A 13,754-nucleotide genomic window follows, 5' to 3' on the forward strand; every position below is an offset into this window, starting at 1 on the left:
GCCGCCCGCCTGGCCGCCGCCGCTGCCGCCCGCCGCGCCGCGGCCTGCGCCAGCTTCCTCGCGATGGCCCGCGCCGCGATCCGCGCCGCGATGCCGACCACGAACCAGACGAGCTGGCCGTCGGGGTCGCTCATCGTGACGGGGCTGTTGTTGGCGTAGGCGTAGGCGTTGAGCTGCTGCGGCTCTCCCTCGTCGATGATCGGGTCCACCGAGAGGAAGCGGCCGTTGGCCGGGTCGTACTCGCGGGCTCCGAGGTGCACGAGCCCGGTCGTGGCGTCCTTCGTGCCGCCGACGAAGCCGCGCTGTCCCGGCCACCACGGCGGTGGTGACCCGCGATCCTCACCGAACGGGGTCTGCCGGCGGATCGCCACGTCCCCGGTGCCGGCGTTCACCATGGCCTGCGCGGTGCCCTGGTGGTCGTTGGCCATGAAGTAGACCTGGTTGTCCGGCGTGCGGACCGCGATGGCCTCGCCGCCGATGGTGTAGTACCGGGTCTGCTCGACGGTGTTCTTGGCGTAGTCGAGCCGCAGCTCCATGTCGTCGATGAACAGGGTGGCGTCGGTGGCCGTCTTGCGCAGCAGCCGGTCGCCGTCGGCGTCGTAGATGAACGACGTCGTCCTGCCGCCCTCGGTCACCGACTCCAGGTTGCCTTCGGCGTCCCAGACCAGGCTCTGGTCGGCGTTGCCGACCTTGCGCCTGGTGGTGTTGCCGGCGGCGTCGTAGCTGAACAGGTCGGCGCCGACGCTCTGCAGCGCGTGCGGCTGCTTGCCGCCGGCCGCCGGGTAGGTGTAGGTGCGCACCTGCTCGGCCGCGCCGCCCCAGGCGTGCTCGGTCTCCTTCGTCCTGTTGCCGGTGACGTCGTAGGCGTAGCTGACCGCGTACGGGGCCACGCCGCCGATCGTGCCCGACTGCGGGGCGCCGCTCGCGCAGTCGTCGGTGGCCGTCCACGCCGAGGTCAGGCGGCGCAGATGGTCATGGGTGAAGCACTGCGTGTCCTGGGCGGCCCGATCGGCGATCTTGGAGATGTTGCCGGCCGCGTCGTAGGTGTAGGACAGGTCGAGGTCGCTGGCGGGCGCGCCGGCCCGGTCCAGCCGCATGCTGGTGAGCCTGCGGGTGGCCTCGTCGTGGGTGTAGGTCAGCCAGGTCTTCTTGCTGCCCTCGCCCAGCTCGTACTGCAGGGTCTCGCCGAGCTTGCTGTAGCGGGCCGCGCTCACGTACGCCGACAGGCCGCTGACCTTGACCGGCTGGCTGAGCCCGTCGTAGCTGTAGACGACCGACTCCTCGGCCAGGCCGCCGCCCGCCGGGAAGCTGATCGACTGGACCTGGTCGTCGGCCGTGTAGCGGGTGTTGAGCTGGTAGGAACCCGCGAGCTTGCCCTCCCGTGCCGGGATGGTCACGGTCTGGCGGAGCGTGCGGTAGTCGGCGTCGATCGCGTTGATCTCGGCGGTGTACGCCTGTCCGTCCACGTACCTGACGGCCGCGTGCATGTGGCCCTTGGCCAGCCCGTCGTACTTCCACTCGGCCAGCAGCGTGCCGGTGGCCGAGCCCTCGCGCAGCTGCGTCTTGCGGCCGAGCGCGTCGTAGCCGTACCAGAGGGTCCTGCCGCGGGCGTCGGTGGTGGTGACGACCTCGTCAGCGTCGTTGTACGTGGTGGTCGTGACGCCCTTGTCGGGGTCCTCCGTCCTGATCTCGCGGCCGCGCAGGTCGTAGTGGTGCCGCCAGACGTTGCCCGCCGGGTCGGTCACCGTCGCCAGCCGGCCGGCGCGGTCGTAGGTGTACTTGGTGGCCTCGTACTCGCCGGTCGGGGTCGAGCCCTTGTACTGGCGCAGCTCGATGAGCCGGTCGTGCGCGTCGCCGATCCTGGTGGTGGCGGTGTCGCCGGGCAGCGGCGTGATGTGCAGCCGGTCGCCCTCCTCCTTGACCGAGACGCGGTACTTCTCCGCTCCCTTGGACTTGAAGACCTCGGCGGTCACCTCGCCCGCGCCGTCGTAGACGGACACGACCTGGGTGGGCACGGCGGCGTCGGCCACCCCGAACAGGTCGGTGGACGGCGTGCCGGTGGCGAAGTAGCCGGTGTTGGCCTTGTACTCCTCGCCCTGGGAGTTGTAGAGGGTGTCGGTGATCGTGCGCCCGTTGCGCAGCGCGGGGTCCTGCGCCGTCTCGTCGACGGGCGCTGGTTCTTGGGTCTGGCGCTCGCGCATCAGGCCGTCGAACAGCTCGTGGCTGGTCGTGTAGGTGCCGTCGGCGTTGAGCGTCTTGGTGGTGACGACGCTGGGGCCGTCGTTGCGCACCACGTAGGTGTACTCGGTGCTGGGCGACTGGCCCGCGGCCTTGCTGCGGTCCGGCTGCCAGACCTTGGTCAGCCGGCCCAGCGCGTCGTACTCCATGTCCACGCGCTTGCCCGCGGCGTCGATCTCGGCGGTCGGCTCGCCCCAGGCGGGTTCGAGCAGGGTGCGCTCGGTGTGGCCGAGCTGGTTGGTCTCGGTGGTCTCCGTCGGCAGGGCGCCGGAGGCCGGGTTGTAGGCGGTGACGGACTTGGTGCCGACCGGGTCGGTCTCGGTGAGCTCGCGGCCGTAGGCGTCGTACGTCAGCGCGGTGCCGGTGATCGTCTGCCCGTCGGGCGAGACCAGCTCCTGCACCGCGGTGACGTCGCCCTTGGTCGGGGCCTGGCCGTGCGACTGGCCGTCGTACTGGATCTTCTCGTCGGACAGGATCTCCTCGGCGGCCAGCCTGGCCGTGCCGGTGTCGCAGGTCGTCGCGACCTTCTGCACCCGGCTCGGGAAGTCGAGCATCCAGCTCGAGTCGTTGCGGGCGTAGGTGTAGCGGATGCACTGGTCGTCGTCCGCGGTGGCCAGGTCGCCCTTCTCCTCGACCTGCAGCAGCAGGCCCTTGGTGTCGTACGTGCGGTCCTCGCCGGTCCGCCGCCACTTGTCGCCCGTCAGCGCGGTGCGGGTGACCATGGACTTGGGCTGCACCACGTGCGCGGCCTTGGTGACGCCGCCCTGCGTGGACTCGGCCGTCTTGGCCGACCAGGCGTCCTGGACGGTCGCGGTCAGCAGCGCGCCGCCGTCACCGTCGAAGAGGATCTCCTCCCGCTCGAACCCGGCGAGCTGGTCGAGGTCGTCCTTCTTGACGCCCTCGGAGTCCTCCACCTGGACACTGCGCTTGGAGCCATCGGCCAGCTTGTCGCCGTGCATGCCGCGGAAGTAGCGGAACTCCGTCAGCGTGCGCTTGCCGTCCTGCCCGTCGCCCTGGCGGACGCGGACCCGGCCGTAGCCGCGGTAGTCGGCCCACGTGCGGTGCGCGGGCTTGACCAGGATGTTGTCGGCGTAGTGCCAGGCGGCGCCGCCGAGGTACTCGTAGTCGGTGACCACGCTCGGCGAGCCGGCCACCCGGTCCACCTCGACGGTCTGGGTCACCAGGTACTTGTGGAACCAGTCGGTGACCTCGGCCTCGTCCGGCGGGGCCCAGCGCTGCGGGAAGCAGCGCCTGCTGTTCTTGTCGGCCGTGGGCACGTCGCCCGGCTTGCAGTCGGCGGCCGAGTAGTTGATGCGCAGCTCGCCGCCGTACTCGTTGTTGATGGCCTGGACCCGCCACTTGACCAGCGGCGCCCTGCCCTCGTCCGAGTCGACCCTGTTGGGCAGCTGCACGCCGGTGAACGTCACCGGCGGCAACGTGATCGTGCCGCCCACGAGGCCGGTCTGGCGGATCGAGGCCAGCCACAGCGCCGGGCTCATGCCGTCGCCCGAAGCCGGGAACTGGTGCGTCAGCGCCCACGAGTCCACCGGGGTGAACTGGCCGGCGGAGTCGCGCACCTGCGTGGTGACCTTGGCCAGCCGCTTGCGGGTGAAGAACGTCGGCGCCAGGCGGTCGGTGCACTTCACCCCGCTGTTGCAGATCTGGTCGAACGGCACGTCCGGCCAGTGGCTCGCGGTCTCCTTCTTGAGCTGGTCGGGCGCGCAGGTCACCGAGCCGCTCGGCAGGCAGCGCTCGGCCACCTCGAACACCACGCGGGCGGCCGGCTGCTTGGTGAACAGCTCGGTGCCCAGGTAGCCGTAGTCGATGCGGGTGAGGTACGCGCCGCGCACGTACTGGGTGCCCTGCTCCGGCTTCATGTTGCGGCCGTAGTAGTTGGTCTCCCGCTCGTACCAGTACGTGGTGGCGTTGCCGTGCGTGTCCACCTCGTAGTCGAGGTTCCACCGGTAGCCCTGCTGGCACCAGGCGTTGGCCGGGGTGCCGCTGTAGCAGGGCTCGCCGCTGTTGTTGCCGAACACCGGCACGGTCTGCACCGACTTGGTCTCCGGCTTGCCGCTGGCCCAGCCGGGCAGCCGGTTCAGGCCGAAGGTGTACTGGGTGCCGTCGGGCGTGGTGACCCGCCAGTACTCGCCGTTGTTGTCGCCGTTGGTGGCGCCGGTGAGCAGCTCGATCCTGGTGCCGTCGTCGCGCTTGGGCCGCCACTGCTTGGTGCTCGCGTCCTTGACCAGCTCGACCGACGAGTCGCCGAGCGACAGGATGGCGTTCTCCTGGTCCCAGCACAGGTCGCCGGTCTTCTTGCCGTCGAGCATGCAGGACTTGTAGCGGCGCTCGATGAAGCCGCCGGGGTTGAGCTCGAAGCCCTCACCGGCCCAGGACGTCTGGTTGTTGGTGGAGACCGTGCGCCCGTCCACGCTCTGCGAGGAGTAGCCGAGCGAGATCTCCGGCTCCTCGCCGCCCAGCGACGGCGGCAACCGCAGGTCGTAGCTCCAGCTGAAGTCGCCCGACTGGGTGCCGACGCTCCAGTCGGAGGCCGCCGACAGGGAGGTCGCGGCGTGGTCGCCGGACGGTCCGGACGGCGCGGCGGTCAGCGCGTACAGGGCGTTGGTCTCGACCTCCGCGGTGACCGTGCCGGCCATCGCGTTGTTCTCGCTCTTGACGGGTTGCGGCGCGGCGCAGCCGTCGGCTCCGGTGAGCGCGCACTCCTCCAGCTTCACCATGCGCAGCCGGGAGCCGTAGTCACCGCCGAAGGCGTGGCGGAAGCCGGAGTAGTCGACCTCCACGCGGGTCTTCTGCGCCGCCTTGGCCGTGACGCCCTGGCCTGGTGTGACGCGCATGGCCAGGCCGAGCAGGTCGGTGTCGAGCAGCTCGACGGCGATCGGGGCCGTGTCCGCCGCCTGCGCGGCCTTCGCGGACTTGCCGGTGCTGGGGGCCAGCCGCACGGGGAAGCCGCCCGTGGTGGTCCTCGCGGTGTCGCCGCTTGTGTCGCCCGTTGTGGCACTGGTTGTGGCGCCGGTTGTGGTTCCGGTTGTGGTTCCGCCCAGCTCCGCCTTCTGCGGCTTGGGCCAGCTGACGGCCGGAGCCGCCTTCCACGCCTGCTTGGCGGCGGGGTCGGGCAGCGGGGCCTTGACCGGGACCTTGCCACCGGGCACGGGCTGCTCCCGCTGGACGGCGGGCGCCGTGCGGGGCGCCGCCTCGGCGGGCACGGCGTAGGCCATGTCCACCAGCAGGACGACGGTGAGGAGGGGGGCCAGCCTGCGGGGCCAGCGGGAGGGCGGCTTGGCCTCCGCGGTCGCGAACCTGTTCCACGACGGGTCCGCGCTCTCAGGGGTGTCCGGTGGTCTCTGGCGCAGGCCGTTCCATCGGGAGGCGGGCAGGGATAACTCGTCCGGCAGATCCATGAGGGCTCTCCAGGGCTACGTGACGGCCGCCGGGCGAGTGTGCGGTGCCCGGCGGACCGTGCGGAGGTGCGAGACCCTCGCGGGTCTCGCCGGGGGTGAGGAGACGATCACGATGGTGATCGCATCGTCACCTGCGGCAAGCCGTAGGTCCAGAGTTTTGCTCCTTCTGCTCACAGATTTTTTCATCCACCCTGACTCCACTGAAAATTTTCACCGTCATGCCGTCGCCGCACCTCCCGCCGGAGACGGCTCCGGCGGGCCGGCCCCCGCGCCCTCCGGCTCGGCGAGCGGCACGGGATTTCGCCTCTTGACACAAGATCACCCCACTTGCATACTCCGATCAACGCGCCTCGGTCAGATTTTTCCGCACATATTCACGGGCCCGTGGAATCCTTTTCAGGCGCATCACCGGAAATCAGGCGCGGCTCCTCCGACACCCAAGGGGTGACCATTCAACATGCCTTCGGGAGCGTTAGGGCGTATCACACGACGGGGCACCGCGGTGGCGGCCGCCCTCGTTCTGGCAATGGCCGCGAGCACCACTCCGGCACTCGCGCACTGGAACGGCACCGGCCAGGACATCGCCAGCATCCACATTTATCCGTACAGCTACAACAGCACCTGGCAGACGCCGCTGAACAGGGCGTTGAGCAACTGGAACGCCACGTCGAGCCCGGCCAACTTCTACAAGAGCAGCAATTCGGGATCGACCCTGACGGTGAAGTCGTACAGCAACACGTGGTACGGCTACTACACGCGCTGCGGCGGCATGTGCATGTACGTCAAGCTCAATTCGAGGACCATCAACAGGGACGCGTCCAATTGGGCGAACTTCGTCACCAGCGTCTTCGTCCACGAACTGGGGCACGCGCTGAACCTGGCGCACAACTCCGTGACGTCCATCATGAATCACAGCCGCAATCGCAACGGGATGATCAAGCCGCAGCCACACGATGTCTCCGACGTCAACGCCTATTACTAAAGGAGGCCGCCGCATGCTCAGGCGTCTCGGCGCGCTCGTCCTGACTGCGCTGTTCGTGTCCGCGTGCTCCATGCACGAGGAGCCCGTACTCTACCGTGCCGACTACCCCCAGTACGAAAGCGCCGACGCGCTCTTCGACCGGGCGAACCTGGTGGTCGAGGCGCGCATCGTCGGTGAGCCGCGCTACCTGCAGGAGGTGGCCGAACCCGACCCCACGACGACGGATCCGAAGCTCAACCCGAATGCCGGCGCCCCCGCCAAGCTGACGGGCGACGAGCCCGAGCCGCCGGCGACCGTCATCACCGTCTACACCGCCCAGGTGCTCCAGGTCTACAAGGGCGAGGCCAAGGTGGGGCAGTCCGTCGAGGTCAAGGAGCTCGGAGGGGTCTTCGGCGGGGTGACGTACAAGGAGGAGAACACGACCGCGCTGCAGCGTGACAGCGGCTACGTGCTGTTCCTGGAGACCTACCCCGACTCCCCCGCCGCGCTGCTCAACCCGGTCCAGGGGAAGTATCCGCTGGACGGGGCGAAGAACCCGTCGCCGCTGCCGGAGAACACCATCAAGCTGACCCGTGCCGACCTGGAGAAGCTCTCCTGATCCACCGCCACTGACGGGCCCGTCCGGAAGGACGGGCCCGTTTTCGTGTTGCCGGGGACTTGCGCCGCCGCCGGTATTCAGCGTTACTATGTACCAGTACCTAACGCTGCTAGGTAGATGAAGGGCGTCCATGAGCAAACAAGCGACGGAGATGCTGAAGGGCACGCTCGAGGGCATCGTGCTCGCGATCCTGTCCCGCCGTTCCGCGTACGGCTACGAGATCACCGCGTGGCTGCGCGAGCAGGGCTTCTCCGACATCGCCGAGGGCACCGTCTACGCGCTGCTGGTCAGGATCGAGCAGCGCGGCCTCGTGGACGTGGAGAAGGTGCCGTCGGAGAAGGGCCCGCCACGCAAGGTCTACTCCCTCAACGCGCGGGGACGCGACCACCTGGACGAGTTCTGGAGGACCTGGAGCTTCCTCGCCGAACGTCTCGAACAGCTCCGCGAAGGAGGCCACCCATCATGACCACCGAAGGCGAGCCCAGGAAGGGCCTGCGACGCTACGTCGAAATCGTCACCGGCCCGCTCGAGCACAAGAAGCGCTACCGCGACTACAAGGCGCGCGTCGAACGGCTGCCCGCCAGCCACCGCACGGCCGTCGAGGCGCTGCAGCGCTACATGATCTACTTCGGCCCCGGCACCGGCGAGAGCCTGCTGGCGATGCTGGAGGACCTCGCCGACCTCTTCGAGCAGAGCGCGGCCAGCGGGACGTCGGTGCGCGAGACCGTCGGGGACGACCCCGTCGAGTTCGCCGAGACGTTCCTGCGCAACTACCCCGAGGGCCAGTGGCTGGGCCGCGAGCGCACCCGGCTGACCACCTCCATCGACGGCGTCGCGGACGACAGGCCCGACGCGGAAGGGACCTGACATGACAGCTCAGCAGGGGCCGGCCATCAGCGTGCGCGGCCTGGAGAAGGCGTACAAGGAGCTGCACGTGCTGCGCGGCGTGGACTTCGAGGTGGCGCGCGGCAGCATCTTCGCGCTGCTCGGCTCGAACGGCGCCGGCAAGACCACGATCGTGCGGATCCTGTCCACGCTGCTCAAGCCCGACGCCGGCGGCGCCGCCGTCAACGGCTTCGACGTCGTCACCCAGGCCGCCGACGTGCGCGCCTCGATCAGCCTCACCGGCCAGTTCGCCGCCGTGGACGAGATACTCACCGGGCGGGAGAACCTCGTGATGGTCGCCAGGCTCCGCCACCTCGACGGGCCGGCGGCCATCGCCGACGACCTGCTCGACCGGTTCTCGCTCACCGAGGCCGGCGGGCGCCGGGTGAGCACCTACTCCGGCGGCATGCGCCGCCGCCTCGACATCGCGATGAGCCTCATCGGCGATCCGCCGGTCATCTTCCTCGACGAGCCCACCACCGGGCTCGACCCGCAGGCCCGCATCGAGGTGTGGCGGGCGGTCAAGGAGCTGGCCGGCCGGGGCACGACGGTGCTGCTCACCACGCAGTACCTGGACGAGGCCGAGCAGCTCGCCGACCGCATCGCCATCCTGCACGAGGGCCGGATCCTCGTGCACGACACCCTCGACGGGCTCAGGCGGCTGCTCCCGCCCGCCGAGGTCGAGTACGTCGAGAAGCAGCCGACGCTCGAAGACGTCTTCCTCACCCTCGTCGGCGCTGACTCCAAGGACGCAAGATGACCCGCCACTTCCTCTCCGACACCACCGTCATGCTGGGCCGCTCACTGCGGCACATCTCCCGCAGCCCCGACACCGTCATCACCACGACGATCATGCCGATCGCGATGATGCTGCTGTTCGTGTACGTCTTCGGCGGCGCGATCGACACCGGCCAGGTCGCCTACGTCGACTACCTACTGCCCGGCATCCTGCTCATCACGGTCGCCTCCGGCATCGCCTACACCGCCTTCCGGCTCTTCCTCGACATGCAGAGCGGCATCTTCGAGCGCTTCCAGTCGATGCCGGTGGCCCGCTCGTCGGTGTTGTGGGCGCACGTGCTGACCTCGCTGGTCGCGAACCTCATCTCGCTCGCGGTGGTCGTGGTCGTCGCCCTCCTGATGGGCTTCCGCTCGCCGGCCGGAGTGCTCGCCTGGCTGGCCGTGGCCGGGCTGCTCGTGCTGTTCACGCTCGCGCTGACCTGGCTCGCGGTGATCCCCGGGCTCACCGCCAAGAGCGCCGACGGGGCCAGCGCGTTCTCCTACCCGCTCATCTTCCTGCCGTTCATCAGCTCGGCCTTCGTGCCCACCGCCACGATGCCTGGCCCGCTGCGCGCCTTCGCCGAGCACCAGCCGGTGACGGCCATCGTCAACGCCATCCGCGGCCTGTTCGCCGGTCATCCGGCCGCCGCCGACGTCTGGACCGCCGTCGCCTGGTGCGCCGGCCTGCTCGTCGTCGTCTACGTCCTCGCCATGGCCACCTACCGCCGCAAGGTCACCTGACCCGGCGGCCCCGGATGGAACATGATCGTTACACCGGGGGTCGCCGATCGTGCCTACTCTTGGCTCAGCGTCACCACGAGCTCGGTCACTTTCCCTTGCCCCAAGGAGTCAGGCCATGAGACCAGGTGGTACGGCACTCAGCGTGTTAGCAGGCGTGGCCATGGCACTCGCCCTCACCGCGTGCGGCGGGGGCTCGGGCGACGAGGGCGGCCCGCCGCAGAAGAAGACCAGCCTGCTGGTCGGGCAATATCCGGGCGCGGACTCCGCGCCGCTGTTCATCGCCATGGAGCGCGGCTTCTTCAAGGAAGAGGGCCTCGACGTCAAGCAGGAGCCCATCCAGGCGCCGCAGGCGGTGCTCCCGAAACTGTCCAACGGCCAGATGGACGTCGTCCTCGGCAGCTACGCCACCATCCTGACGATCCAGGAGCAGGGCACCGAGAAGTTCGTCTACATCGCCGACTCCTACCAGGGCGCGCCCGGCGCGTTCGGCGTCATGGTGGCCAAGGACTCCCCCATCAAGCAGGTCGCCAACCTCAAGGGCAAGAAGATCGGCGTGAACGTGATCGGCGGGCTCGGCACGCTCACCATGAGCCCGCATCTGAAGCAGGCCGGCCTCGCCCCTGACGACGTCCAGTACGTGGTGATCCCGACGACGGAGTGGCTGTCCGCGCTCGACAAGGGCAGCGTGGACGCGGTCTGGATGACCGACCCGTACCTCAGCCAGGCAGAACGGCAGCTCGGCGCGACCATGCTGCTCGACACCATGTCGGGCCCGACCGCCAACCTGCCGATCACCGGCTGGGCCGCCACCGGGAAGTGGGCCGAGGACAATCCCGAGACGCTGGCCGCGTTCCAGCGCGCCATGGCCAAGGCCCAGCAGATCGCGGCCACGGACAAGAGCGCGGTGACGGCGATCCTGCCGACGTACACGAAGATCCCGGCCGAGACGGCCGCGACGATCAACCTGGGCGCCTACCCGACCACGCTGGACGCGCGCAACATCCAGCGGGTGGCCGACCTGATGCTGGAGGCGGGGCTGCTCAAGCAGAAGATGGACGTCAGCTCCATGATCTACGCGGCGCCCAAGGGATGACGGCGGCGCCTGCCGCGGGCCGCCGTGCCCGCGCCAGGTACGCCCGCAACGTGGCGGGCGTGGCGGCCTTCCTGCTCGCCTGGCAGGCGCTCGGCATGTCCGGCCTGGTGAGCTGGCTGCCGCCGGCCGCGGGCACGCTGGGCAGGACGGCCGAGCTGGCCGCCGACCCCGAGTTCCTCGCCGGGCTCGGCGGCACGCTCACCGCGGCGGCGCTCGGGCTGCCGCTCGCGGCGCTGATCGCCGTCCCCGCCGGGCTGCTGCTGGGGACGGTGCCGGCGCTGGAGGAGATGACGCGGGTGTTCGTGGAGTTCCTGCGGCCCATCCCGTCGGTGGCGCTGATCCCGCTGGCGCTGTTCTTCATCCAGCCGGAGCTGAACGCCGAGATCGCGCTGGTGGCGTTCGCCGCGTCCTGGCCGATCCTCATCAACACCCTGTACGGCGTGCGCGACGCCGACCCGCTGGCCAAGGACACGCTGCGGTCGTTCGGGTTCGGCCGCGGCGCGGTGGTGGTGTGGGTGCTGCTGCCCAGCGCGGCCCCGTTCGTGGCCACTGGGGTCAGGCTGGCCGCCTCGGTCGCGCTCATCCTGGCCATCAGCGTGGAGTACGTCGTGGGCGGCTCGACCGGCATCGGCGGCTTCCTCATCCAGGCGAGCACCGGCATCGGCATGGACGCGCTGATCGACGTCATCGCGGTGCTGATCTGGTCGGGCGCGATCGGTCTCGCCGCCAACGCGCTGCTGGCCAGGGCCGAGCGGCGGCTGTTCAGGTGGCGGCAGACATGATCGTCACCCTGGTCAAGCGGCTCTGGCTGGTGCCCGTCGTGCTGGCCGGATGGCAGGCGCTGGCGGCCTGGCTGGCCACCCCGTACCTGCCCGGTCCCGTGCTGGTGGTGTCGCGGGCGTACGAGATGTGGTTCTCGGGTCCTTACGTGCTCACCGACGAGGCGGCCGGCCACTTCCTGCCCAGCCTGGTCAGGGTGATCGGGTCGTGGGCCATCGCGGTGGCGGCCGGGGTCGGGCTGGGGGTGGCGATCGGCAGGATCGCCTGGCTGGCCGACTGCCTGGAGCCGCTCATCGCGTTCGGGCGGGCGGTGCCGCCGCCGGTGATGCTGCCCGTCTTCCTGGTGTTGTTCCCGATCGGGCCGCAGGTGCAGGTCGCCACCATCGTCTTCGGCATCGTCTGGCCGATCCTGCTCAACGCCATCGACGGCGCCCGCCACGTGGACCCCCTCAAGATCGACACGGCGGTCGTCTTCGGCCTGCCCGCCCACCTGCGGCTGTGGCGGGTCATCCTGCCGGCGGCGGCGCCGCAGATCTTCGCGGGGCTGCGGCTGAGCGTCTCGCTGGCGCTCATCCTCATGGTCATCTCCGAGCTGAAGGCCAGCACGGAAGGCATCGGCTACCTGCTCAACCTGGCCTCGGGCAACGCCGACATGCCCGCCATCTGGGCGGCCGTGCTGCTGCTCGGCGTGCTCGGCTTCGCGTTCAACTCCCTGTTCCTGACGGTGGAGCGCAAGGTGCTGGCCTGGCACCACGACGCCCGCCGTCCCGCCTGAGGAGGGCTCCCCCGCCATGACCGACCTGCTGCTGAAGAACGTCAGGATCGTCACGCCGGACCGGGACGACCCGGTCGAAGCCGACATCGCGCTGGCGGACGGCCGCATCGAGCGGGTGGGGCTCGGGCTGTCCGGCGCCGCCGAGGTGATCGACGGGGGCGGCCGGCTGGCCTTCCCCGGCGTCGTGGACGCCCACCAGCACTGGGGCATCTACAACCCGCTGCCGGCCGACGCCGCCTCGGAGAGCAGGGCGAGCGCGCAGGGCGGGGTGACGACCGCGCTGACGTACATGCGGACCGGGCAGTACTACCTCAACAGGGGCGGCCCGTACGCGGAGTTCTTCCCCGAGGTGCTGGCCCAGGCCGAGGGCAGGGCGTACGTCGACTACGGCTTCCACCTCGCGCCGATGTCGGGCGCGCACATCGCCGAGCTGCCCGAGCTGGTCGAGCGGTTCGGGGTGCCGTCGTTCAAGATCTTCATGTTCTACGGCGGGCACGGGCTGCACGGCCGCTCCGACGACCAGCGCTCCTTCCTCATGCTCCCCGAGGGCGAGCGCTACGACCACGCCCACTTCGAGTTCGTGATGCGCGGCGTCGAGGCGCTCCGGCGCGCGCGGCCCGACCTGGCCGGGGAGATCTCGCTGTCGCTGCACTGCGAGACGGCCGAGATCATGACCGCCTACACCCGGCTGGTGGAGGAGGCGGGCGAGCTGCGCGGGCTGGCCGCCTACAGCGCCTCCCGGCCGCCGCACTCCGAGGGGCTCGCGGTGTTCGTGGCCGCGTACCTGGCGCACGAGACCGGCCTGGCCACCGTGAACCTGCTGCACCTGTCGTCCGCCAAGGCCATGGACGCCGCCGTACGGATGGCCGCGACGTTCCCCGAGATCGACTTCCGCCGCGAGGTGACGATCGGGCACCTGCTGGCCGACGTCTCCACCGCCGCCGGGATCGGCGGCAAGGTGAACCCGCCGATCAGGCCGCGCGCCGACGTCGAGGCGCTGTGGGGGCACGTGCTCGGCGGCACCGTGGACTGGGTGGTCAGCGACCACGCCTGCTGCAGGGACGAGGCCAAGTTCGGCGAACCGCGCGACGACGTGTTCCTGGCCAAGGCCGGCTTCGGCGGCGCCGAGTACCTGCTGCCCGGCCTGATCAGCGAGGGCCGCCGCCGTGGCCTGCCCTACGGCAGGATCGCCGCGCTCACCTCGTGGAACCCGGCCAGGCGGTTCGGGCTGCGCGGCAAGGGCACGATCGCGCCCGGCTACGACGCGGACCTGTGCCTGGTGGATCCCGAGCACGCCTGGACGGTGCGGGCGCAGGAGTCGGAGTCGGCGCAGGAGTACACGCCGTTCGAAGGTTTCCCGATGACGGCCAAGGTCACCGACACCTTCGTCCGGGGGCATCGGGTGCTGGAGTCGGGCAAGATCGTCGGCCCGCCGGTGGGCCGCTACCTGCGGCGGCCCGGCCGCTGAG

General features: G+C 70.1%; 11 protein-coding genes. 10 read left to right on the forward strand and 1 reads right to left on the reverse strand.

All coding sequences use genetic code 11. From position 1 onward, the window contains the following. On the reverse strand, positions 1 to 5,654 hold a 5,654-nt coding region (locus tag AB0K28_RS47215; protein WP_364383961.1), incomplete at its 3' end, for an RHS repeat-associated core domain-containing protein. Between the two features lie 502 nt (positions 5,655 to 6,156). Here AB0K28_RS47215 and AB0K28_RS47220 point away from each other — a divergent pair. The 10 genes from AB0K28_RS47220 (at position 6,157) to AB0K28_RS47265 (ending at position 13,753) form a co-directional block, all read left to right on the forward strand. Beyond that, entirely contained in the window at positions 6,157 to 6,636 is a 480-nt protein-coding gene (locus AB0K28_RS47220) for a hypothetical protein (RefSeq protein ID WP_345385175.1), read from the forward strand. 13 nt (positions 6,637 to 6,649) lie between these two features. Next, a complete protein-coding gene (locus tag AB0K28_RS47225) occupies positions 6,650 to 7,234 on the forward strand; it encodes a hypothetical protein (protein WP_364383965.1) in 585 nt (194 codons plus the stop codon). 130 nt (positions 7,235 to 7,364) lie between these two features. Continuing rightward, on the forward strand, positions 7,365 to 7,700 hold the full coding sequence (locus AB0K28_RS47230) for a PadR family transcriptional regulator (RefSeq protein ID WP_345385177.1): 336 nt from the start codon (positions 7,365 to 7,367) through the stop codon (positions 7,698 to 7,700). Continuing rightward, positions 7,697 to 8,101 (forward strand): DUF1048 domain-containing protein, encoded by a 405-nt coding sequence (locus tag AB0K28_RS47235; protein WP_364383968.1) that lies wholly within the window; start codon positions 7,697 to 7,699, stop codon positions 8,099 to 8,101. Before AB0K28_RS47230 ends, AB0K28_RS47235 begins: the two co-directional genes overlap by 4 nt. Position 8,102: 1 nt before the next feature. Then, positions 8,103 to 8,879 (forward strand): ATP-binding cassette domain-containing protein, encoded by a 777-nt coding sequence (locus AB0K28_RS47240; protein ID WP_364383971.1) that lies wholly within the window; start codon positions 8,103 to 8,105, stop codon positions 8,877 to 8,879. After that, a complete protein-coding gene (locus AB0K28_RS47245; RefSeq protein WP_345385180.1) occupies positions 8,876 to 9,637 on the forward strand; it encodes an ABC transporter permease in 762 nt (253 codons plus the stop codon). The genes AB0K28_RS47240 and AB0K28_RS47245 overlap by 4 nt, the downstream gene beginning before the upstream one ends. A 115-nt stretch (positions 9,638 to 9,752) precedes the next feature. After that, positions 9,753 to 10,730: an ABC transporter substrate-binding protein gene (locus AB0K28_RS47250; protein ID WP_364383975.1), complete on the forward strand. Its 978-nt coding sequence runs from the start codon at positions 9,753 to 9,755 to the stop codon at positions 10,728 to 10,730. Beyond that, a complete protein-coding gene (locus AB0K28_RS47255) occupies positions 10,727 to 11,512 on the forward strand; it encodes an ABC transporter permease subunit (RefSeq protein ID WP_345385182.1) in 786 nt (261 codons plus the stop codon). The genes AB0K28_RS47250 and AB0K28_RS47255 overlap by 4 nt, the downstream gene beginning before the upstream one ends. Continuing rightward, a complete protein-coding gene (locus AB0K28_RS47260; protein WP_364383979.1) occupies positions 11,509 to 12,285 on the forward strand; it encodes an ABC transporter permease in 777 nt (258 codons plus the stop codon). Before AB0K28_RS47255 ends, AB0K28_RS47260 begins: the two co-directional genes overlap by 4 nt. A 16-nt stretch (positions 12,286 to 12,301) precedes the next feature. Beyond that, positions 12,302 to 13,753 (forward strand): dihydroorotase family protein, encoded by a 1,452-nt coding sequence (locus AB0K28_RS47265; protein WP_364383982.1) that lies wholly within the window; start codon positions 12,302 to 12,304, stop codon positions 13,751 to 13,753. Position 13,754: the final 1 nt, after the last annotated feature.

It is taken from the genome of Nonomuraea sp. NPDC049504 (assembly GCF_040676845.1).
Taxonomy (GTDB): domain Bacteria; phylum Actinomycetota; class Actinomycetes; order Streptosporangiales; family Streptosporangiaceae; genus Nonomuraea; species Nonomuraea salmonea.